The organism is Paenibacillus sp. FSL H3-0457 (assembly GCF_037981725.1).
In the GTDB taxonomy this organism is placed as follows: Bacteria; Bacillota; Bacilli; order Paenibacillales; family Paenibacillaceae; genus Paenibacillus; species Paenibacillus amylolyticus.
The window spans coordinates 4289858-4312879 of sequence record NZ_CP150283.1 but is presented as its reverse complement, the minus strand read 5'-3'; the positions used below and the strand labels follow the sequence as shown (position 1 = coordinate 4312879).

Here is a 23022-nt window from a genome sequence, read left to right as displayed (position 1 = left end):
GGAAAGGCATTGATATGTTAATAGTTACATTTGAACTTACATCCTCTATTTACATCTCCCTCCCTAATCTGTTAGGATACCTTAGATCCAATAAATATCACATTTTTGTAACCTTTTCAGTATATCGTCCGTCTATATAAGCAAGTGTTACCAAAAAGGCTCAAAATGAAGTCATGAACGTGAAAATGACCGCATATGAATGACAGGTCGGGTTTTGTGGATGCCAATGGATTTGCCAGGATGATGCAGACCGTTGTACAATAAATACTGTTAATGTAGAAACGTTGGGGAAATTGCCATTACATAGGGGAATTTGGCGGGAAGGCCAGTTATGGCGCTGAACGCTTTTTATATGCGGTGAGAACCGCAACTTTTTTGTGCCTGTTCGGTAATACATGGATAGAGTCGAACGGGGAGAAGCACATGGATGGGCGAGGAGGGGTCGCACTCAAATGACGGATTCCCAGTTGATTCGAGAGATCAAGGAAGGTAACCTGGAGTTATATTCCGAGCTGATGACTCGTTATCAGCGTAAAATACTGGCTTTCGTATATCATATGTTGAAAAGTTCCAATATGGAGCTGCTTGCGGAAGATCTCTGTTCTGAGACTTTCTATAAGGCGTTCCGCAGTCTGCACTCTTTCCGTGAGGTGGATGCCTCATTCTCAACATGGTTATATACCATTGCGAGAAATACGGTACTGAGTGAGCTTCGCAAACAGCGTAGCGGAAATGTCCCACTTGAAGAGAGCGGGATTGTTCCCGTTGCTCCTTCGGAGAATACACCGGAGTATGCTGTACTACGCAGCGAGCGGGTGATGCTGGTTAGGGATGCGATTAACAATTTGCCGGAGAAGCAGCGTTCTGCGATTATACTCCGTGAGTATGATCAACTAGACTACCAAGAGATTGCGAATATTCTTGGGCAGAGCGTCAGTTCTGTGAAATCGCTATTATTCAGAGCAAGATCAAGCGTAAAAACTCAATTGGAACCTTATTTCTTCGAACCGGTGTACGAGCCATATGAAGGGATGAAGAACCGATGAATTGCAATGAAGCCCAGGAACTGTTTGCACTGGTCTGGGACTTGCCGGAAACTCATCCTCAGCGGATTGCATTTCATGCTCATCTCGCTGGTTGTGAAGAGTGCTCCGAGCAGTTTGAGGTCTGGGAAGAAGCTCAGATCTTGCTGCACAGCATTCCGGTTCCAGTGACAGAACAACAAGCAGAGAGAGTGAACCGTAACGTTATGGACCGGATCTACGCGGAGTCTCCATGGTTACTGCCAGAAGAGGTAAAGGTTAATCGTTTCTCTGCTGTGATCCGCAAGCATATGTCTTTGTGGATTGCCGCGTTCCTGGCTATTTTTTTATGCAGCTTTCTGTATATGGCAATGTTTAAGCCAGACGTATCAGAAGCTGAGCAAACCAAAGTTGTTACTACTGGTATCCTGGAGACAGGGGTTGCCGGAAGCGGACCATCGTCCTCTGGCATGTATCAGTACAACATGACTGGAGCGGACAGAGGAAGTATCATAGAACCTTTTGTTGTGAGCATGGGACCTGCATATCCGCAGTATTGGATGGCCCTCTCTTTACTTGCAATAGGAATGGCGTTATTTTCTCTTGGACGTATGCATCGAACAACGAATAAACGCAAACAAGGTGCGAGTGCATAGGTAATAACCTTTCGTTCGCCGTGTGGAGAAATGAGGGATGTAAGTGCGAATCGGGCTTATTCGTCACGGTCTTACAGACTGGAATGCGGCGGGCCGTATACAGGGTCAGACGGATATTCCTCTGAATGGAGAAGGTCGTGAACAGGCAGAGCGCCTGGGAAGACGTCTGCTGACGGAAGAATACCAATGGGACTATATCATCACAAGTGGATTATCGCGGGCACAGGAAACAGGGGAGATTATCTCCAAGCTGTTGAATGTACCTTTGCTCAAGCCAGACGCACGGTTGAAAGAAAGGGCTTTTGGTCAGATTGAAGGTCTGACTTCAGAAGAACGGGTTGCCCGTTGGGGCCAAGCCTGGGAGACATTGGACTTGGGACAGGAGCAGATAGCGGATATCCAGATTCGTGCACTGGCGTTTCTGGAAGATCTATGGTCGGCCTATTCTGACCAAAACGTACTCATTGTCACTCACGGAGCTTTCTTAGCCAATCTGTTAACAGCTTTGTTTAAAGATCGGTATACAGAACGGATTGGAAACCTGTCACTGACGATCCTGGAAAAGGAACGTGATGACTGGAGTCCACTGTTATATAATTGCACACGACATCTGTCTTTGGACACAGCGAAACAACCTGAGTAATCCAACTTGGGTTGTTTTTTTTGCGTTTTATGGGGAAATAAAGACTTTATATGATTTCAAACCTCTCATTTTTCTTCTGATTGACCAACTCGGGGCATAGTATGGTTTAAAACATAAAAGATTTCCAAAAAGAGGTTTAGATTATGGGAATTCCGTCAACGATGTTTACAAAACCAAACTATTTCAGGCTCCGAATCAGCAGTCGAAGTAGTTAACGGGCGAGGCGATGGACCCATGAATCTAGCGGATATGCTTACTTTTGCCGATATTGGCCAGCTTAATCGAATAGCAGACTATTACCAATGTGAATGCAAGCCCAATTCCAAACATGAACTCATCCAGAGTATTCTCACTACATTGGGCAGCAGACCCTTTTTTGAGCAGCAGGTACGTCAACTGAATCAAGCAGATCAGCGCTTTTTGAACAACTTGTTGTTTGATCCTCGCCAGTATTATGGTATGGAAGAACTCATTGCCATAGCCCGTCAATCGATGGACAAAAAGGAGAGTGAGGCTGGCGCGAGTCCACGTGATCTCATCGTTCGCTTCAATAAGAGTGGATGGTTGTTCAATGGGACAACGCAGCAGACCAGGTATTTGTATCAGGTACCCCAGGATCTGAAATTAAGATTCAGGGATGTGTTATCCGCACATCTGCGAGCAGGGATTACCAAAACAACGGAACCACCCATGTATCGGGATGAGTATCATCTCTTAGCGGATGATCTCAAGTTGTTCCTGCAGTTTGTCCAGCAGCACGAAATTGCCCTTAACGCTGAAGGCATGATGTACCGTCGCTCTCAACAGCAGATTATGGAGCATCTGCACATTAGTGAGGAATTGGTGGGCAAAGGTGGATGGAGATTCGGATATGGCCGTTCCTTCAAGGATTACCCGGATCGTTTCGCACTTCTCTACGACTATGCATTTCACCATCGGCTAGTTCGTGAGGAGCAAGGCACGCTGAAGTTATCACCAGCTGGAGAAGACAAGCTGGGAGCTGAGAAAACAGCCGAAATGATACAGCTATTTAGGTTTTGGTTAAGATTGTATAAAGGTGCTATTCCCAATCTGTCCTCTATTGTGTATTGGACAGGCGAATGTGCCCAAGAATGGTCAACCGCCGAGTCGCTGTTTCGTCAGATCGGTCCGTTCATCCAGCCGTTTTACTATGATACGGCCGAGGCCATTTATGATAACAGAATTGTTAAAATGATGTTGCATCTTGGCATGGTCCGTATTGGGGAACATGAGGAAGGCAGGACTATACAAATGACAGCCTGGGGCACACGTCTTGCTGCATCCTGTCGCTCCATCTCAGGAGACATTACGCCTATTATGTTTGACAAGTGAAGGACAAGTTGCTAAAATCACTCCCAAATTAAGGAGTGATAATAATGATAATTCCATACAAAGGTCTACAACCTCAGTTACACCCTTCGGTATATATGGCTGAAGGTGCAAAACTGATCGGTGATTTGAGAATGGGAGAAGAGTCTTCCGTTTGGTTCAATGCAGTCCTTCGGGCTGATTTGGCTCCTATTATCATTGGAAAGCGCTGTAATATTCAAGATAACGTTGTCGGGCATGTCAATACTGATCAACCTTTGATTGTAGGAGATGATGTCTCAGTAGGACATACAGCGATCATTCATGGTTGTTGTATTGGAAGAGGATCATTAATCGGCATGGGAGCCATTCTGCTGAATGGAGCCGATATTGGCGAATATACGCTGATTGGAGCCGGTTCTGTTGTTACTGAGAATAGTAAAATTCCGCCCTATACTCTTGCTTTGGGGACACCTGCCAAAGTGATACGTGAGCTGACTGATGCCGATCTGGAGCGGATGTCCAGAACTTCACTGGGTTATGTTACCAAAGGAAAAGAATATAGGAGCTCTTAAATCCGTTTTGGAGGTGCATCCTATTGGATAAAATGAAAGTTACGTATGAAGTCATGTTGGGGCTGGCAGCTGAGATGGTTTGGGACGAAGCGCTTCGCAAACAGCGCAGCGAGAAGCTCTATTTGGAAATCGATAAAGCGTTAGCTACCGGAGACGAAGTAGCTTTCCGGAGTCTGACGGATGAACTGAGGACCATAAACTGATTAGCAAAATAGTTCCTTTCTGAGATAAAAGGGAATGCGCAGATGCGTGTTTCCTTTTTTTGATATGTGTAATTCCAAAATGAATGTCTGGATTTATAAGATATAGTCATATATAATATGGGAATAAAATGGATAGAGAGGGGATATAGGGAATTGAAATTCAGTGAGATGACTCAAGACAGCTGGGCTGAACTGCAACTCTATCTGGATACATGCCTTATTCCATACACAGCTCTTAGCGGTGAGCAGTCGCCAGTTGAAGCTACCGAGGCGTTGGAGCGGCTGAGAGATTTTTTGGATCTGGTCGAAATTCCTTTCAAAGGGAGAATCATGACTTATCCAGCCTTTCATTATGCTAATTCGGAATTGTCAATGACATTAAATTCCTTGTCCGAACAGCTTAAATCCTCAGGATTCAAATATGTGGTTATTATGTCATCGGATGGTCATTTGGATGACATGGAAATTCCAGCTGCTGATCTGGTTTTGAGTCGGTCCGTCTTAACTCATGAGGTCGGAGAAGAAGGGATTGCGAGATTTGTAGGGGAAAAGATACGAGAGTTGTGGAAAAAATAGTTTTTAGCGACAAATGTGACAATTTTACAACAATTTTTTAATAACGCTTACAATTGAACCTTAAAAATGTGTGACAAATTCTTGACGGTGTTCTAGGGCTACTATATGATTATGTATGTTCTAGTAAGTCGTGGAATTTATGAAAATGAAAACGTTTGAGAGAGTTGGCTGAAAAAGGGGGTTGGAGACAGTATGAGCAGTGAGCATGACCACGAAGCTTCATTGAAATTGCCAAGCCGCATGGAGATGTCACGCAGGCAGTTTTTGACGTACACGCTTGGTGGAGCTACAGCCTACATGGCCGCCGGTGCAATCCTTCCTATGGTCCGTTTTGCGGTGGACCCGATTTTGCAACATAAGGGAGAAGGCACCTCTGTCAAAGTAGCTGAAATCAGCAAAATTACGAATGAGCCTCAAGAATTCACCTTTGAACTTAAACAACAAGATGGTTGGTATCTGAGTAATGCATCGTTAGTGGCGTGGATTCGCAAAGACGAGCAGGGTAAAATTTATGCACTCTCACCTATCTGTAAACATCTGGGATGTACAGTAGGCTGGAATAGTGACAAGCAGTACCCTGACGAGTATCATTGCCCCTGCCATGGCGCGCACTATGACAAGGAAGGGAAGAATCTTGCCGTAGCCCCCAAACCGCTGGATGAGTACGTAGTCAAGGAAGAGCAGGGTTGGGTATATCTGGGCGACATTGTTCCGAACACCCGAGTGAATTAGGAGGCGTGAACGCAGATGTTTAAAAATGTCTATGACTGGATTGACGAGCGTCTTGACATCACGCCAATCTGGCGGGACGTTGCGGATCATGAAGTTCCAGAGCATGTAAATCCGGCTCATCACTTTTCCGCATTCGTGTACTGCTTTGGTGGATTGACGTTCTTTATTACTGTTATTCAGATTCTGTCAGGCATGTTCCTGACCATGTATTATGTACCTGATATTATCAATGCCTACGCTAGTGTGGAGTACCTGCAGACCAAAGTAGCCTTCGGCCAAATTGTTCGCGGCATGCACCACTGGGGAGCCAGTCTGGTTATCGTAATGATGTTCTTACATACGATGCGTGTGTTCTTTACAGGCTCTTACAAGGCACCGCGTGAAATGAACTGGGTTGTTGGCATGCTGATCTTTTTCGTCATGTTGGGCCTGGGGCTGACAGGGTACTTGTTGCCATGGGATAACAAAGCCTATTTTGCAACAAAAGTAACACTGGAGATTGCCAATACGGTTCCTTGGCTGGGACCGATTATTAAAGAATTCCTGCAAGGCGGTACGATTGTTGGTGCACAGACACTAACCCGATTCTTTGCCCTGCACGTATTCTTCCTCCCCGCTGTGCTTCTGGTGCTTCTGGTCGGACACTTTATCATGATCCGCAGACAGGGCATTTCGGGACCACTATAAACTGAGAAGGGAGGAATCGCAATGGCTCACGGACATAAGAAGGATGATGAGGAAAAGGTTATCTTTGTCGGTGATTCACGGGTCCGTAAAGGGGCGGGATTTATTACCCCTCCTGATTACACGGCGTATCCCGGCAAATCAGAAGCCTTTATCCCCAACTTCCTGCTGAAAGAATGGATGGTTGGTGTCGTTGTATTGGTGGGAATTCTGGTTCTCACGATCTCAGAACCTGCACCTTTGGGCTATCCGGCCAATCCGAGCGCATCCGTAATTCCTATGCCGGACTGGTACTTCCTTTTTCTGTATCAGTACTTGAAGTATCCTTACGCATCGGGCGATTACGTTCTGCTCGGGGTACTGGGGGTCAGCGGAGTCGCTTTTGGAGCTTTGCTGCTGGCACCATTCCTGGATACAGGCAAGGAGCGGCGTTTCTATAAACGCCCAATTGCTTCATCACTGATGATTTTGTCGGTCATTTCTGTATTTTACCTGACAAATGTAGCGTGGACGCACTACGAGCATGAGTTGGAAGCAAGTGGACAGAAACCTGAACATATTCAACGTGAAGAAGAAGCGCTTGAGAGGCGTGAACAGGGGCTCCCACCCGTTTCCAATGCACCTGGACAGCAAGAAGAAGTTGCGATCGTGGAACAGGATGATCCTGCAATGGAAACGTACAAAAAGGCTGGATGTATTGGCTGCCATGCGGCTGATATGAAGGGCGCAAGTGGACCTTCACTTCGGGGTGTGGGTGACAAGCATAGCCAAGAAGAGATTCTGACCATTATTAAAGGTGGTTATAACGAGATGCCTGCGATGTACAATCAAGCGATTGCTCAAGGCGTCACGGATGAAGAGATTACTCATCTGACCGAATGGCTTGCGAAACAGAAAGCAGAACAGTAAAATCAAAATAACCAATGAAACCTGATCGTTTATGCGGTCAGGTTTTTTGAAGTGTTTTTTTTGGACAGCACTGTATCGTGCACAATATATGATGAAGGAAGGGGCAGGGATTGTGGCTTTATCGTATTTCTGGAGTAGGGAATTTCTAACCAATCGTTATTTCCTGTGGCTATTATTTTGGTGTAATGCGGTAGGAACGGTATACGGATACATCTGGTACGGAGAGCAAATGAAATTGACGCTGGCTGAGCAGCCGGTGTGGCAGATCGTATTTGTGCCAGATAGCCCAACAGCGAGTTTGTTTTTTACTTTAGCGTTGTTATGGGTCTTGTACCCACCACGGTCGATCATTATCAAACGGATCGGACATGTGATTCAGGCGCTTGCCGTGGTTACATCTGTGAAATATGGCGTGTGGGCCGTGTCCATTATTTTCGCTGGCTGGATGCAAGGCGGTACACAGCACTGGCAAGACTGGATGTTGATTGCTTCGCATAGTGCGATGGCCATTGAAGCTCTTATTTATGTACGCTTTTTCGGCTTCCGCTGGGCTTCCCTTGTCGTTGCAGGTCTTTGGACGCTGTTGAACGATACGATGGATTATACATATGATATTTACCCTTGGTTACCCGCTTCCCTCTATGATCATGTAGATGGTGTGCGTAATTTCACATTCGGACTGACACTGGTAAGCATTCTGTGCGCGTGGCTGGCCTTAAGACAGGCGAAACGAACCTGATATCCGATCTTGAGCTTGTTCTAATGAACTGTCCCCCGCCATACATTGGTGGTGGGAGGGATGTCCATGAAGAGAACGTTTGGGATCAAAACTGGCTTATTGGTGGTATCGTTTATAGCTATAATGCTGTGGACGAACTTAGCATATCGTGTATCCGCGCAAAGTGAAGCATTAAATTCGAATTCAGATCAGCAAGTGTCCACAAGCAATTCAATTGCACAACTGAACGAGGAAGCAGCCATATTGTATCGGCAGGCGCTCGAGAATAATATTGAAGAAGTGCGAGGAAGCATTCTGCGTATCAGTAAAAGTCTGGAGCATATCTCCTTTGAGGGACAAACAACAGTCGAGGGCATACACGCCTTGTCCGAAACCATAGTTGAAGTGAAACAAGCCGTTGTGAAGGTGAAAAATGACGATGCTTCTCTTCAGCAGTCCTCAGCCAAGCTCAGACTTGCAGCAGATAGTCTCGCGAATCCAACCAAGCCTTTATGGCTTCAGTATTATAAAATCGTGAAAAACGATCTGGACGCTTTATCCGCTGCTACAAATCAAGGGCAAACTGCGGCCGTACTGGCAAACCGCTACACCGTTCTGGAGGAGCATTATGAGACGATTCGTCCTGCCGCACTGATTCGCCGTGAACCGTATGAAATTGCTCAGATGGACGCTTGGTTATCTCATACCAAAGGGCTTACCAATGCAAAGCAGCCAGATCTGGCTCAGTTAAAGAGCATGGTTGGCCATGGGGAGGAACTGGTTAACCAGTTGTTTGGTCGCGAGAAGGACGAGAGTGCCTTTGTACCGTTTGTACAGGGTCCCGATCGCAGGGCAGCCGGGCTACTCATTAGTTCGGTCATTGTGGCGACGTTAAGTTACGCCGGATATCGTAAATATCGTGCGCAGCAGCAGGGGATTTTTCCTTTTCGGCGTTAATAGAACATGAACTTGATCGTGGTGTATAGTGGTATATAAAAAAAGACCTCTTTCCGCATGAGTAGCCACGCTAACGGCTCTTCATGTAAAAAGAGGTTTTCTTGTAGTTTCTGTGATATATCAGCTTTCTTTGAAACCTTCGCCATGTACATCGTGAACATCGCTGATGATGACAAAAGCTCTCGGGTCAATGGAACGTACAATGGTCTGCAGTCGCCTGAACTCTTGCCTGGAGATCACGCAGTAGGCCATGTGTTTGGCCTGTTTAGAGTACGCGCCAATGGCTGGAATGAGAGTAACGCCACGATCCATATCCCGTGTGATCTGGTCCGCAATCTCAGGTGCATGGTCACTAATGATCATAAATGCCCGGGCAGAATATGCACCTTCCTGAATAAAGTCGATGACTTTAGAGGCGATGAATACAGCTACAAGCGTATACAGAATTTTTTCTTTGGGGATGTAGATAAGAGAGAGCCCGATAATGACAAAGTCGATGCCCAGTAATACTCGGCCCATGCTCCATCCATACTTGCGGTTGAGAATACGGGCAATGATGTCTGAACCGCCCGTCGTTCCGCCCCAACGGAATACAATGCCAAGGCCGGCTCCAAGGGTGACACCTGCATATAGGGCTGCGAGCAGGAGGTCATTCTCGGTATGTAATGGTTCAATCCAGCCCAGATGAATCAACTTCTCAAACAACCATAGAAAAACGGTCAGTGCCCCGATTCCGATACCCGTATAGACCATCTGTCTGCCGCCCAAAATTTTGAGCCCAATCAGAAAGAGGGGAACATTCAGAATCAAGGTTGTAAGTGAAGGTGAGATGCCAAAAGCGTAATTGATCAGCACCGTAACCCCGGTGAGGCCACCTTCCATAAGCTGGTTGGGGATAATGAAATAGAGGAGCCCAAAGGCATATAAGGCTGTACCCAGTACGATGGGAAGAACCAGTTTAACTTGTATCCAGGTTTTGGCAGTGCTCATAAGATCCCTCGCTGTAGATAAATTAGAATGAAGAAGCAATCATTCCCATCTAGTATACCTGTTTATTGATTCTTTAAAAATGATTTGTCGCTGATGATGGTGGAAGTGAATCTAAATAACTGATATTATTAGGAACAAATACGACATCATTTCAAAGGAGAATCCGTTCTCATGGAGAAAAGCATCGCAGAAATGCAACGTGAGGTTGATCAGTATATCTCCCAGTTCAAGGAGGGGTATTTCAGTCCTCTGGCCATGTTGGCCCGGATGTCTGAAGAGGTTGGGGAGCTCGCCAGGGAAGTGAATCATGAATTCGGCGAGAAGCCGAAGAAATCTTCCGAAGCAGCCAATTCCATTGAACTTGAGCTTGGAGATATTTTATTTATCACGATTTGTTTTGCGAACTCACTGGGAATTGATCTGGCTGAGGCGCACGATAAAGTCATGCATAAATTTAACACCCGCGATGCCAATCGGTGGACTCCCAAAAACACCGATTAGGCGTAGATTACATATGCTGTACCATCACCCGATCGGGGAGGGTCAGCTTAATGATGAAACCGGAAGAATATATGCAGCAGGCTTACCGCTGTATATTGCAAAATGATTTTGAGCAGGCGATTCGTTGGTTCGAGTCAGCCATTCACGCTCATCCAAAACATGCGGAGTTATATTATCGCTGTTCCATTACACACGCCCGCAGCAAACATCTGGTTCCAGCGCTTGAATATGCGCGCAAGTCGGTTGAATTGTCGCCAGGAACAGAAGAGTATATTTTGCATCTGCAGACGTTGGAAGCAAAACAATTGACCTCCAGAGCGAAGTTGCTGTTGGAGCAGGCGGGTATTGCAACACAGGAGCGCTATGTGGAAGCGTCTACGCTTCTGCAAGAAGCGGTCAAACTTGATCCGCTCTCAGTGGAAGCTCATGTTATGCTTGCGCTGGCTTACAGTGATTTGAATGAATTTAACTATGCAATTCAGGCGCTGCGTGAGGCAATTTTGCTGGATCCGCAGAATGGGCAACTGCATCAGTTGTTACAGGAAATCAAGCAACGTATGAAATCCATTCAATAAGAATTCATTTTGCAAAGATTTCTTTCGAGTTGAAATGGATTCTACGATATGATCCAACATAGTGAGGAGATGCAGTCAATATGAGTGAAGTAATCAGAGTTGCCGTGATCGGAGCGGCAGGCCGTATGGGCCGTGAAGTTGTGAAATTGGTACTTCAGGACCCGGAATTGGAGCTTGCAGCGGCTGTCAACCGCTCCGGAGCAGGCACGGATGCAGGAACCCTTGTTGGTTTGCCAGAGTGTGGGGTGCTGGTGACTGATGATATCGAAATGGCTTTTGCCGAAACAAAACCTCAGGTTATGGTTGATTTTACAGTACCACAATTTGCGTTTGCACATACTGAGATCGCGATCCGTCATGGAGTCAGACCTGTCATGGGTGTTACTGGCTTCACGCCGGAGCAGATCGAACAGTTGGACAAGCAGTGCCAGGACAAAGGAATTGGAGGGCTTATTGCCCCTAACTTCTCGATTGGTGCCATTTTGATGATGCGATTCGCAGCACAGGCTGCCAAACATATGCCAAATGTGGAGATCATCGAATATCACGGAGATCAGAAGCTGGATGCTCCTTCAGGAACTGCGATCAAAACAGCGGAACTGATTGCTGCCAATCGGGAAGAACTTCGTCAAGGTAATCCGAATGAAGAAGAAACGATTGAAGGATCACGAGGCGGGTATTACAATGGTTTCCGAATTCACAGTGTACGATTGCCTGGTGTGTTCGCGCAGCAGGAAGTTGTTTTCGGAGATTATGGACAGTCACTCAAAATTCGGCATGACTCCTACGAGCGCGCAGGTTATATGCCTGGTGTTAAGATTGGTGTGCAAAAGGTTATGGAGTATACAGGAATGATCTACGGATTTGACCACTTTATCGACTAAAGGAGATTGTCATGTTGAAAATAGCATTTATCGCCCATGATCGTAAAAAAGAAGAGATGGTTAACTTCGTGACGGCATATGAGCCTGTTTTTACGGACCATCAATTATATTCTACAGGAACAACAGGCCTTCGTATTATGGAAGGAACGTCTCTGAAGATTCATCGATTCGAATCAGGCCCATTGGGCGGAGATCAGCAGATTGGAGCTTTGGTTGCGCAAAATGAGATGGATCTGATTATTTTCTTGCGCGATCCATTGATGGCACAACCTCACGAGCCGGATATTAATGCGTTGCTACGTCTTTGTGATGTGCAGGGAATTCCACTTGCCACCAATATCGCAACCGCTGAGATTCTGGTTAAGGCTCTGGATCGTGGCGATTTTGCCTGGAGAGAGCTGGTACATAAGTACAAGCCGGAGGCTGGATTGAATTCAGGTGATTCCGAATGAGTCTGGATATTCTCATCTTTGGAGCACATGCAGACGACGCGGAGATTGGTATGGGTGGAACGATTGCCAAACATACCGCTGCCGGCTTGAAAGTAGGCGTGTGTGATCTGACTCGTGCTGAGATGTCTTCCAACGGAACAGTAGAGCGCAGAACCGAGGAAGCGGAGCAAGCCTCCCGCGTCCTCGGTCTTTCGTGTCGAACGAATCTGGGGCTTCCTGATCGTGGCTTGTATCTTACGCCTGAACATGTACAGGCGGTGACGGCTGAGATACGACGTCATGCCCCTCGGATGGTGTTTGCTCCGTATTGGGAAGATCGTCATCCGGATCATGTCAATTGCAGTAAGCTTGTGCAGGAGGCTGTATTTAACGCTAAGCTTCGCAACTATATGCCTGACATGCCTGCCTTGCAGGTGAAGGAACTTTATTTTTACTTTATTAATGACATCGGACCTACGGATTTGATTGTTGATATTACGGAACACTATGAGCAAAAAGAAGCATCACTACTCTCTTATCGTTCCCAATTCGAACTGGGAGACGGAGCGGTCTCAACGCCATTGAATCAAGGGTATATTGATCGTGTAAGAGCCCGCGATTCCTTGCTCGGACAACGCAGTCTCATCCCGTTTGCAGAAGGTTTTGCTACAATTACACCTTACGTGGTTCATCAATTTGGCTCGGGTGCCCAATAAGCGATTTCACATTTTACGTTTAATGAAACGAAGGGTTTCATTATTCCATTGCATTATATCAACCTGCATGAAGCGGGAGATCAAAGGAGCGTCCACAGGATGGATAAAAAGCTAAAAATCGGCATCACCTGTTATCCGTCCCTCGGCGGGTCTGGCGTTGTCGCAACGGAACTGGGCAAATTACTTGCCGAACAGGGGCATCAGGTTCATTTTATTGCCAACAGTATCCCGTTCAGACTGGGTACGTTCCAGAAAAATATTTTTTATCACGAAGTTGAAGTAAATGATTATTATGTTTTCCGTTACCCTCCGTATGACCTGTCACTGGCAACAAAGATGGCTCAGGTGGCTAAGTCACAGCAGCTAGATCTGCTGCATGTTCATTATGCCGTGCCACACGCAGTATGTGCCTTTCTGGCGAAACAAATGGTAGGGGACGGCCTTAAAGTGGTTACCACGTTACATGGAACGGATATTACGGTTCTGGCTCAGGATGAATCTCTGAAGGATCTGATCCGTCTAGCCATTAATGAAAGTGACGCGGTTACTGCCGTATCACAAGATTTGATTCGAGAAACGGTCGAATTGCTGGATATTCAGCGTCCAATCGATCTAACCTATAATTTTATTGACAAACGAATATATTATCCGCGGGATGCTGCCAGTCTGCGAAGAGACTTTGCTACGCCTGACGAAAAAATATTAATGCACATCTCCAATTTCCGACCGGTGAAAAGAACTCAGGATGTGGTAGAGGTCTTCCGTCAGGTACAGGAGCAGGTTCCTGCCAAACTGTTATTTGTTGGTGAAGGACCTGATTTGCCGAAGATGCAATGGAAAATTAATGATCTCGGCTTGAATGATAAAGTTCATTTCCTTGGCAAACAGGATGACATTGCTCAGGTCATCTCCATGGCGGACGTGTTGATGCTTCCATCGGAGAAGGAAAGTTTCGGACTTGTGGCGCTCGAAGCAATGGCTTGTGGCGTACCCACGATCGGTTCACAGGCCGGAGGAATTCCGGAACTGGTCTTACATGGTAAGACGGGTTACTTATCCGCGATTGGGGATACACAATCCATGGCCGAGAACACCATTCGTTTGTTGACGGACGATCGTTTGGCTGCTGAGTTCAGGGAAGCATGTCTTCAGCGCGCGCATCACGACTTTTGCAATGATGCTATTCGGCATGAATATGAACAGATATATTACCGGGTGTTGGGAAGGGAAGTTCCGAATCTGAAGCCGGTTTGCGGTTAATCATTTCTTAGACGAAATCATACTGTGCATACCACAACAGGCAAGAGAAGAGGTGATATGTGGTGGTTCAATGGACACAGGTAGATCGTGAAATGGCAATGCAAAGTGAGAATGTACTCACAACATTAAACAAACATGGCTACAAGGCATATTGGGTAGGTGGTTGCGTTCGTGACGAATTGCTGGAACGTGTTGTGGACGATATGGATATCACGACATCTGCTTCTCCTGAGCAAGTCATGGAACTGTTTGACGATTGTATTCCTACAGGTTTGCAACACGGTACGGTTACCGTTCGTTCAGGCGGTTATTACTTTGAAGTGACCACATTTCGAACAGAATCCGAATATCAGGATAATCGCAGACCTGCTGCGGTTCAATTTGTTCAGGATATCAAGGAAGACTTACAGCGGCGTGACTTCACGATGAACGCTCTTGCTATGGACGTCACTGGGACAATCGTTGACCCGTTCGGTGGACAGGCAGATATCAAGGAAGAGCGAGTCAGATGTGTGGGTTCTGCGATGGAACGATTTGGTGAAGATGCACTGCGGATGCTCCGCTGTGTCCGGTTTGCTTCCGTATTTGATTTCAAAATTGCCCATAACACGTGGAAGGGTCTTGTAAGGCAGAAAGACCTGCTTCAACATATAGCAATGGAACGGGTACGTACCGAGATGGTAAAAATGATGTCTGGACCGCATCCTTTAAGAGGGTTGGAGCTGTTATACAGAAGTGATTCCCTTGCGCATATCAAAGCGCCGGTAAGCTCGACCCGATTTAACAAGATGTTGTTATCCAATTTGGAACAATTGTCAGGTCAGCATGTGTTGCTTCGTTGGTCACTCATCCTGATTGCTGGCGGTTATAGCAAGGATGAAGCAGATGTATTATTACGTCAGTGGACATTTTCCAATGAACATCGTTCTCGTATAACAGGGGTCCTCCAGGTGGAACAGTTGATTCATACTTCCGTGCAGGAGCCGAAGGATACGGTCAGTCTCCGTTCCGATTGGATCGTTACTGTTCTGGCTTGTGGCGTTCAGGCGGCGGATGATTGGCTTCGAATACAGTCTGCACTGCCAGCAGAATGGCGGAATCAGTCCGAACCGGCAGAAATGCAGGTTGTATTAGTACAAGAGCTTGCAGCCGAATGGAGTCAATCGATCCCTGTGCATGACTTGAAAGAGTTGGATATTACAGGGGAACAAGTGTTACAAATGGTGCAGCGCAAAGGCGGACCTTGGCTGGGGCAACTAATGAAACATTTGTTACGAGAAACGGCGATTGGAACGATAGCGAATCAGCATGAAGCACTGAGTGCAGAAGTGAAGCGGGTGGTTCAAGATGACCAAACATGAAGATCTGTTACATATGTTATTAAATGCAGAAGGACGATTCGTATCGGGTGAAGAGATCAGCCGTAATCTGTCCATCAGTCGGACCGCTGTGTGGAAACATGTGAACAAGTTGCGAGACATGGGTTATGAGTTTGAAGCGGTATCCCGCAAAGGATACCGTCTGGTAACGAAGCCGGATAGCATTGACGCTACTGGCCTCCAATTGGCCCTGGATACAACCGTATTTGGCCGTAAGGCTGTTTTGTTGGCTTCGACCCTGTCTACGCAAGGGGATGTTCTCAAGCTAGCTGAGCAAGGGCAGGCAGAAGGCGCTGTGGTCATTGCGGAAGAACAAACAGGAGGAAGAGGACGTTTCGGTCGACAGTGGTTCTCTCCTCCGGGTAAAGGAATCTGGATGAGTGTCCTGTTACGCCCTGATCTACCACTTCAGCATACGCCGCAGCTAACTTTATTAACAGGAGTGGCTGTATGTCGTGCCGTTCGAGCTTGTTCAGGAGCTGATGCGGGCATCAAATGGCCAAATGATGTGTTGATTAACGGACGCAAGGTATGTGGCATATTGCTTGAATCTACGGTAGAAGATCATGAAGTCAGATACTGTATCGCAGGTATAGGCGTTGACGTGAACTTTGATCCCGAGGATTATCCGGAAGATCTGACCACAATCGCTACTTCGCTCAAGATGGAGACGGGTCAATCCGTTGATCGCACCAAACTAACGGCTGCCATTTTGACGGAGCTTGAACAGTTGTATTTTTTGTATCAAAAAGAAGGATTTGGCGTGATCTCAGCTCTATGGGAGGCCCTGTCCGTATCGATGAATCGAGAGATTACAGTGACGAATCCTCATGGTGTCATTGAAGGGAAGGCAATTGGTCTTGACCCTTCTGGTGCACTTATCGTGGAGAAGCACGATGGAGAACATACGCTAATCATCTCTGGTGAGATTTCCTGGAAATCATAAACAATTTGTCGAATTTTCACTGGTAAAATGAACATAAGACGTGAAGTTTGAGCAGAACTTTGGTATACTGTGTTCGTGAGGCGATATCGGCTAATGCAGACCGAATTGCACTCCCGTAACAGTAACCTTTGTTCTGCTTTGATGTGTTTTATATAAGCAGACCGCAGTGCAAGAATGAAATACGTTTAAGTGAGTTGTTGGATTCTGCTCTGAGCCGAAGAGGACCGAGACAGAAGGGACGATCGCAAGTGACTCTTTTTTGACTTTTCGGGACTTTTTAGTGGAAAACTAAAAGGTTTTTTTGTTGCGTTTATTTGAAAAGAAGAAAGGAGCCATGAAAAAAATGGCGAACAAACAAGCGTTGAATATTGTGAAAATGAAAAAATATAAGCAGGATGGCGTGCCGCTTACCATGATCACGGCTTACGATTATCCAACAGCGCTCCTAGCAGAGGAAGCAGGTATTGATCTGATCCTGGTTGGTGATTCACTCGGCAATGTAGTACTGGGTTATAATTCGACGCTTCCGGTGACCATCGACGACATGGTATACCACACACGTTCCGTAGTGCGCGGTGCTGAGAAGACATTTATTGTGGCTGATATGCCTTTTATGACGTATCATGGCAGCGTGGATGAGACGCTTAAGGGTGTCCGTCGACTGATGCAAGAGGGGCATGCCCATGCGGTTAAAATGGAAGGCGGAGTCGAGATAGCGGACACCGTCAGAGCAGTTGTGCAAGCAGGCGTGCCTGTTCTTGGACATATCGGACTGACACCTCAATCGGTTAATCAGATTGGTGGTTACCGCATTCAGGGCAAGGATGCAGCGGATGCGAAACGTTTGATGGACGAAGCCAAAGCCTTGGAAGCTGCAGGTGCGTTTGGCATTGTGCTTGAACTGGTTACGGAAGAAGTTGCACGGGCGATCTCGGAGGAACTGTCCATCCCTACCATCGGAATTGGAGCAGGACGAGGCTGTGATGGTCAGGTACTGGTATTCCACGATGTGGTTCAATATGCCTCTCCGTATACGCCCAAACGATTTGTCAAAACCTATGGAGATGTGGGTACATTAATCAGAACCAGCATCGAAGCTTACGTGAAAGAAGTGAAAGATCGTTCGTTCCCTGCCGAAGAGCATGTATTCAATGCGGCGGATGGTGTTCTGGATCAACTGTACGGCGGACAACGCAAGGAAAAGGTGGGGAGTAACTCATGAAAGTATTACGGACAATCGCAGAGTTAAGACAGGAACTAAGCCTGAAGCGTCAAGCGATTCGGTCCAGTGCGTCTGTTGTAGGTCTTGTACCAACAATGGGTTATCTTCATCAAGGTCATGCAAGCTTGATGCAGGCAGCCAGACAACAGAGCGATATCGTGGTATTAAGCATATTTGTTAATCCAATTCAATTTGGCCCTAATGAAGATTTTGACAGCTATCCGCGGGATGAAGCCAAAGATGTGGAAACAGCACGCTCACAAGGAGTGGATATCGTATTTATTCCCTCTGTTGAAGAGATGTATCCACAGGCAACGCAAACGACGGTATCTGTCTCAAAACTGACGGAGCGCTTATGTGGCGCTTCCCGTCCGGGGCATTTTGACGGGGTAACGACCGTAGTCTCCAAACTGTTTAACATCGTACAGCCACAGCGTGCATTTTTTGGAATGAAAGACGCTCAGCAGGTTGCGGTCATTCAACAGATGGTGAATGATTTGAATATGCCTGTAGAAATTGTACCCTGTCCGATTGTTCGCGAAGAGGATGGGCTTGCCCTCAGTTCACGTAACGTCTACCTTAACCCAGAACAGCGTACACAGGCGTTGGTTCTGTCGAAGGCACTGCGTGCAGCTCAGGAAGCCGCAGATACAGGTGTAGCTACTACAGCCGCAGATATCCGTCGTATTCTGCGCGAGCAGATTGCAACCTCACCGCTTGCCGTTATCGACTACGCCGAGATTCAGGCTTTTCCAAGTCTGGAGCCTCTCGCAGATCAGGAGGAAGTTCAAGGCCGTGACGATCTGCTCATTGCACTTGCGGTAAAATTCGGAAAAACAAGATTGATTGACAATATAAGGTTGCAAAAATCGGAGGTACTGTCCCATGTTTAGAACACTGATGAAATCCAAAATTCACCGGGCTACGGTAACGGAAGCCAACTTGAACTATGTGGGTAGTATTACCATAGATGAAGACTTGATGGAAACATCCGACTTGATGGAAAACGAGAAAGTGCAAATTGTGAACAACAACAATGGTGCACGTCTGGAAACATATGTGATTCCAGGACCACGCGGAAGCGGGGTCATATGTCTTAACGGCGCAGCTGCACGTCTGGTACAGCCTGGAGATAACGTCATTATCATTTCTTACGCCATGATGTCGCAAGAAGAGGCAAATACTCACAAACCAACCGTTGTATTTGTTGATGGACAGAATAAACCTGTACAAACGATGAAACAGGAAGTCCACGCAACAATTATGTAATCGACTGGTAAGGAGAATGAAATCGGCCCTTGAAGCAAAAAATGAGTACAGGTCACTGCACTAATCCATTTTTTCAAGGGTGGGGATGCATCGATGTTCCAGCATGTTTTCGCAGAAATGAACGACATGTTAGATGAAATTATCAAGAGCTATCCTTCCGCTGAAGGCCTGAACAAACAAGAATTGCTGCAAAAGTGGAACTTGCTTAAGCGGATGAGTGACGGAATGCTGGATGAATGGCTGATGTTTGAAGAAAAGATGAGCCAGGTGAGGGAGCGAGAGATGGATAAGCCTGCTTCCCTTGAACCGGAACAGGAAGCTGTTACCGCTCTGCCTGAACTCCATCTGGAATGTTTCAGTCGAGGTCAGGGTTATTTCAAATTACAGATGTATCCGCAGGCGATCATGCAATTCTCCCAGGTTGTGACCGACCATCCGGAGAGTGCATTAACTCGTTTTTACCTGGCGCTGGCGTATCTGAATCTGGAACAAATGGCGGAAGCCGGAACACATTTACAGCAGATCATGTACCTTAAAGGTTCACCTCGCTTGAAAGGGCTTGTGTGTAACGCCCTGGGCTGTATTCAAGTCAAGCTTGCGAATCCCGAAGCTGCATGTTCACTCTTTACACAGGCCCTTCAGTATGACCCGACATTGACCGAACCACTGTACAACATGGAAGCATGCAGGTTGAACAGGGGAAAATTGCAATATGCTAATCAGCTGACCACCCTTCATTAAGCGGGAATTCGGCGACAAAAAAACGGTGTTCCCTCCTTTGGCATAGCGGCGGGGACACCGCTTTTTTGTCAGTTAATTTTCAAATCCCCTTTTTTTTGCTATGCTGTAACATAGACTGGAATGGAAGGGACCGTACATTGCAATGAAATTTGCCGTATTGGATTTCGAAACAACCGGCACGCAGTCCGACGGTGAGATTATACAGGCCGGACTTGCCATCATAGATCATGACTACAGCATAACTCAAATATATAGTTCTTATGTGAACCCTGGTGTACCGATTCCCCCGTTTATTTCGGGGTTGACGGGTATTACCGATGCAGATGTGGCGGACGCTCCTTCACTCGAAGAGATGATGATGGAGATGGTTCCGCTGCTTAATGATGTGGTGCTTGTTGGACACAACGTCGCTTTTGATTTTCACTTTTTGCAGAATGCTCTTGACCGTTGCGGTTATTTGCCGTTCACTGGCCGCATTCTGGACACGATTGATTTTCTGAAGATCACATTCCCATCACTGGGTTCTTATCAACTCGGTTATGTGTCTTCCGAATTTGGATTTCAACATGATCGCCCTCACCAGGCAGACAGTGATGCACTGGCGACAGCCTATGTGCTACTCAAGTGTCTGGATGAGTTAAAGGAATTACCGCTCATAACGATTCAGCGCCTCAGTGACCTGTTTGCACCAGAAGACAGTGACTTGGGTTGGTTTTTGGACGGAATGCGCAGTGAGAAGGAAGCAGAGCCGATTCAGGACCTGGACGGACATACCTATTATCGTCAGCTTGCTCTTAATGTAAGTGATTGGACCGATATTGGTGCACCACGCGATGAGCGGGAGGCTAACCCCCTCGATGGTGTAAGCTTCGAACAGTTTATGGACCAGGTTCGGGAGAATCTGAAGGATACACTGGATCATTACGAAGAGCGTGAAGCGCAGACTCAGATGTTCAGCAGTGTAAGGCAAGCCTTGGATGAAGAGAAACATCTCTTGATCGAAGCTGGAACGGGTACCGGTAAATCTCTAGGGTATCTGTTGCCTGCTATTTACGAAAGTGTGAAGCAAGAACAGAAAGTTATGGTTAGCACGCATACGATCAATCTGCAGGAGCAATTGAGAGAGCGGGACATTCCGATGCTTACTCAAGTGGTTCCGTTCCCGTTTAAGGCTGCAGTATTCAAAGGACGTGGACATTACCTGTGCCTGCGCAAATTTGAACACAAAATCAATAAACGTGAATTCGCCACACCGAAAGAGGATTATTTCACAGCTGCTCAGATGATCGTCTGGCTTACGCAGACCGAAACCGGAGATGATGAGGAACTTAACCTTAGCGGACGCGGAGGGGACTTCTGGGAGACCGTACAGAGTGAATCCGAATCATGTCTGGGAAGATCCTGTCCATGGTTCCGTAAATGCTTCTACCATCGTGCCAAACATGAAGCAGGGTTGTCTGATATCGTAATCACCAATCACTCCAAATTATTTACGGATGTGAAAGCCGCGCATCAGCTGCTGCCAGCCTATGAGAGTCTTGTGATCGATGAGGCACATCATCTGGAGGATGTCGCTGGTAAACATCTTGGAATGCATATGAAATATTTCACCTTGGTTCATACACTGACCCGCCTATTTAAAGACAGTCGTAATGGTCAGCTACCTATGCTTCGTTCGCAGTTTTCCGGGCATGAAAATTCGGTGCAATGGGGCTCCATGGTGGATCAGATGTTCCCGCTCGCTCTTGAAGTTAAGGAGCTGTGGGATCGTATGAGCGATGCCTTGTTTGGTCTCTTGCCTGAACGAAGTGATGCTTCACCGGGAGAGACGGGGCAATTTTCACTGCGTCTGAAAGCATCTCAGAAACCTGCAAAATGGCAGGAGTTGCAGGATCTGGAGAACCAGATCTATGTGACTCTGGGCGATTTGGTTCGCAAAGGGGACAAATTGCTGCTTGAAGTGAAAGAGGATCAGGATGATTATCAATCGGATAGTCTGATCACGGACATTACAGGACTGCTGAAAGATCTGACCACATTGAAGGAGAATCTACGTTTCTTCATGCGTATGGATGACGCCAAAACGGTGTACTGGATGGAAGCCAGCGGCCAATTCCGCAGCAAATCTCTCCAGCTGTATGCCGTACCTGTAGATGTGAGTGCACAACTTAAGGATTTATTTTTTGATAAAAAGAAAAGTGTTGTGCTTACATCGGCTACGCTTTCGGTAGATAAGTCATTCCAGTTCATGATTGAACAGCTTGGCTTGCAGGAAGCCGCCGAGAACAATCGGCTATTAACGTCGATGTTGCCATCACCTTTCAACTATCGCGATCAGGCACTTCTGGTGATTCCGCGTGATTTCCCAAGTGTGAAGGGAAGTGTGGGTGATGCGCACTTTGTTAATATGCTGGTGCAATCACTCGCAGAGACGGCAATTGCTACGCGTGGACGCATGATGGTTCTGTTTACTTCATACAAGATGTTGCGACAGGTCTATGATCCGCTGAAGGAGGCACTGTCTGGCAACGACATCTCGTTGCTTGGTCAAGGCGTTGACAGTGGAAGTCGTTCCAAATTGACTCGCAGGTTCCAAGATGCCAAAGCTACGGTACTTCTGGGCACAAGCAGCTTCTGGGAGGGTGTAGATATCCCGGGAGAGGCGCTAACCTGTCTCGCTATTGTGCGACTGCCGTTCCAGCCACCGAATCATCCGTTGGTGGAAGCCAAGAGTGAGTTGCTTCAGGAACAGAAGAAAAATCCGTTCATGAAACTGTCCGTGCCGCAAGCGGTCATTCGTTTCAAGCAGGGATTTGGCCGGTTGGTGCGTACAGCGAAGGACAGAGGAATTGTCATTGTTTATGATACACGGGTGATTGAAGCGTATTATGGTAAATTCTTTTTGTACTCATTACCTGGTCCCAAAATGGAGCATATGCTCACGGAGCAAATGGTTCCACGAATTACCGAGTGGTTGGAAAAACCTGCTAATGAACAAAAATAATGGTTGTTTTGTTCGTTATATCATTGCATGACACTATCGTTTGGCGTTAAACTTTATTAGATATTTCCGTATCCGATTAAAGCAGTTGCACGTAAGAACT

General features: G+C 46.7%; 26 protein-coding genes. 25 read left to right on the top strand and 1 reads right to left on the bottom strand.

What is annotated here, in order from left to right:
• The first annotated feature begins 452 nt into the window (after window positions 1-452).
• The 12 genes from MHH25_RS19050 (at window position 453) to MHH25_RS18995 (ending at window position 9004) form a co-directional block, all read left to right on the top strand.
• Complete coding sequence (locus MHH25_RS19050) at window positions 453-1046, top strand: sigma-70 family RNA polymerase sigma factor (RefSeq protein WP_076317436.1); 594 nt, start codon at window positions 453-455, stop codon at window positions 1044-1046.
• Window positions 1043-1678, top strand: a complete 636-nt coding sequence (locus tag MHH25_RS19045) for a zf-HC2 domain-containing protein (RefSeq protein WP_036607660.1) — start codon at window positions 1043-1045, stop codon at window positions 1676-1678. The genes MHH25_RS19050 and MHH25_RS19045 overlap by 4 nt, the downstream gene beginning before the upstream one ends.
• Window positions 1679-1721: 43 nt before the next feature.
• Entirely contained in the window at window positions 1722-2321 is a 600-nt protein-coding gene (locus tag MHH25_RS19040; RefSeq protein WP_076328398.1) for a histidine phosphatase family protein, read from the top strand.
• A 234-nt stretch (window positions 2322-2555) separates the two neighbouring features.
• Window positions 2556-3674 (top strand): hypothetical protein, encoded by a 1119-nt coding sequence (locus MHH25_RS19035; protein WP_340017817.1) that lies wholly within the window; start codon window positions 2556-2558, stop codon window positions 3672-3674.
• Between the two features lie 44 nt (window positions 3675-3718).
• Window positions 3719-4225, top strand: coding sequence for a gamma carbonic anhydrase family protein (locus MHH25_RS19030; protein ID WP_340017816.1), 507 nt, complete (start codon window positions 3719-3721; stop codon window positions 4223-4225).
• A gap of 23 nt (window positions 4226-4248) precedes the next feature.
• Entirely contained in the window at window positions 4249-4428 is a 180-nt protein-coding gene (locus MHH25_RS19025; RefSeq protein ID WP_017687723.1) for an IDEAL domain-containing protein, read from the top strand.
• 153 nt (window positions 4429-4581) lie between these two features.
• Window positions 4582-5004: a DUF2487 family protein gene (locus tag MHH25_RS19020; RefSeq protein ID WP_340017814.1), complete on the top strand. Its 423-nt coding sequence runs from the start codon at window positions 4582-4584 to the stop codon at window positions 5002-5004.
• Between the two features lie 192 nt (window positions 5005-5196).
• Entirely contained in the window at window positions 5197-5736 is a 540-nt protein-coding gene (locus tag MHH25_RS19015) for a ubiquinol-cytochrome c reductase iron-sulfur subunit (protein ID WP_036607648.1), read from the top strand.
• Between the two features lie 15 nt (window positions 5737-5751).
• Window positions 5752-6423 (top strand): cytochrome b6, encoded by a 672-nt coding sequence (locus MHH25_RS19010; protein WP_017687726.1) that lies wholly within the window; start codon window positions 5752-5754, stop codon window positions 6421-6423.
• Window positions 6424-6444: 21 nt separating this feature from the next.
• Window positions 6445-7329 (top strand): c-type cytochrome, encoded by an 885-nt coding sequence (locus MHH25_RS19005; protein WP_340017813.1) that lies wholly within the window; start codon window positions 6445-6447, stop codon window positions 7327-7329.
• 112 nt (window positions 7330-7441) lie between these two features.
• Entirely contained in the window at window positions 7442-8068 is a 627-nt protein-coding gene (locus MHH25_RS19000; protein WP_091018277.1) for a DUF1405 domain-containing protein, read from the top strand.
• A 66-nt stretch (window positions 8069-8134) separates the two neighbouring features.
• Window positions 8135-9004: a sporulation protein YpjB gene (locus MHH25_RS18995; RefSeq protein WP_282320923.1), complete on the top strand. Its 870-nt coding sequence runs from the start codon at window positions 8135-8137 to the stop codon at window positions 9002-9004.
• A gap of 120 nt (window positions 9005-9124) precedes the next feature.
• Here MHH25_RS18995 and MHH25_RS18990 read toward each other — a convergent pair whose 3' ends face one another.
• Complete coding sequence (locus MHH25_RS18990) at window positions 9125-9994, bottom strand: YitT family protein (RefSeq protein WP_340017812.1); 870 nt, start codon at window positions 9992-9994, stop codon at window positions 9125-9127.
• 171 nt (window positions 9995-10165) lie between these two features.
• On the opposite strand from MHH25_RS18990, the gene MHH25_RS18985 reads away from it, so the two are divergent.
• The 13 genes from MHH25_RS18985 (at window position 10166) to dinG (ending at window position 22922) form a co-directional block, all read left to right on the top strand.
• Window positions 10166-10495 (top strand): nucleotide pyrophosphohydrolase, encoded by a 330-nt coding sequence (locus MHH25_RS18985; RefSeq protein ID WP_017687732.1) that lies wholly within the window; start codon window positions 10166-10168, stop codon window positions 10493-10495.
• A 50-nt stretch (window positions 10496-10545) separates the two neighbouring features.
• Complete coding sequence (locus MHH25_RS18980; RefSeq protein ID WP_340017811.1) at window positions 10546-11070, top strand: tetratricopeptide repeat protein; 525 nt, start codon at window positions 10546-10548, stop codon at window positions 11068-11070.
• 80 nt (window positions 11071-11150) lie between these two features.
• A complete protein-coding gene (gene dapB / locus MHH25_RS18975) occupies window positions 11151-11954 on the top strand; it encodes a 4-hydroxy-tetrahydrodipicolinate reductase (RefSeq protein ID WP_036607633.1) in 804 nt (267 codons plus the stop codon).
• Window positions 11955-11965: 11 nt separating this feature from the next.
• Window positions 11966-12406 (top strand): methylglyoxal synthase, encoded by a 441-nt coding sequence (gene mgsA / locus MHH25_RS18970; RefSeq protein ID WP_017687735.1) that lies wholly within the window; start codon window positions 11966-11968, stop codon window positions 12404-12406.
• Window positions 12403-13101, top strand: coding sequence for a bacillithiol biosynthesis deacetylase BshB1 (bshB1, locus tag MHH25_RS18965; RefSeq protein WP_036672011.1), 699 nt, complete (start codon window positions 12403-12405; stop codon window positions 13099-13101). The genes mgsA and bshB1 overlap by 4 nt, the downstream gene beginning before the upstream one ends.
• Window positions 13102-13200: 99 nt before the next feature.
• Window positions 13201-14361 (top strand): N-acetyl-alpha-D-glucosaminyl L-malate synthase BshA, encoded by a 1161-nt coding sequence (gene bshA / locus MHH25_RS18960; protein ID WP_036672009.1) that lies wholly within the window; start codon window positions 13201-13203, stop codon window positions 14359-14361.
• 62 nt (window positions 14362-14423) lie between these two features.
• A complete protein-coding gene (locus tag MHH25_RS18955) occupies window positions 14424-15722 on the top strand; it encodes a CCA tRNA nucleotidyltransferase (RefSeq protein WP_036672006.1) in 1299 nt (432 codons plus the stop codon).
• Window positions 15709-16686: a biotin--[acetyl-CoA-carboxylase] ligase gene (locus MHH25_RS18950; protein ID WP_340017810.1), complete on the top strand. Its 978-nt coding sequence runs from the start codon at window positions 15709-15711 to the stop codon at window positions 16684-16686. The genes MHH25_RS18955 and MHH25_RS18950 overlap by 14 nt, the downstream gene beginning before the upstream one ends.
• 343 nt (window positions 16687-17029) lie before the next feature.
• Window positions 17030-17908, top strand: a complete 879-nt coding sequence (gene panB / locus MHH25_RS18945; RefSeq protein ID WP_036672039.1) for a 3-methyl-2-oxobutanoate hydroxymethyltransferase — start codon at window positions 17030-17032, stop codon at window positions 17906-17908.
• Window positions 17905-18801, top strand: coding sequence for a pantoate--beta-alanine ligase (gene panC, locus MHH25_RS18940; protein ID WP_340017809.1), 897 nt, complete (start codon window positions 17905-17907; stop codon window positions 18799-18801). The genes panB and panC overlap by 4 nt, the downstream gene beginning before the upstream one ends.
• Complete coding sequence (gene panD, locus MHH25_RS18935) at window positions 18794-19177, top strand: aspartate 1-decarboxylase (RefSeq protein WP_017687742.1); 384 nt, start codon at window positions 18794-18796, stop codon at window positions 19175-19177. The genes panC and panD overlap by 8 nt, the downstream gene beginning before the upstream one ends.
• 93 nt (window positions 19178-19270) lie before the next feature.
• Window positions 19271-19918 (top strand): tetratricopeptide repeat protein, encoded by a 648-nt coding sequence (locus MHH25_RS18930; protein WP_340017808.1) that lies wholly within the window; start codon window positions 19271-19273, stop codon window positions 19916-19918.
• 142 nt (window positions 19919-20060) lie between these two features.
• Window positions 20061-22922 (top strand): ATP-dependent DNA helicase DinG, encoded by a 2862-nt coding sequence (gene dinG / locus MHH25_RS18925; RefSeq protein ID WP_339283234.1) that lies wholly within the window; start codon window positions 20061-20063, stop codon window positions 22920-22922.
• Window positions 22923-23022: the final 100 nt, after the last annotated feature.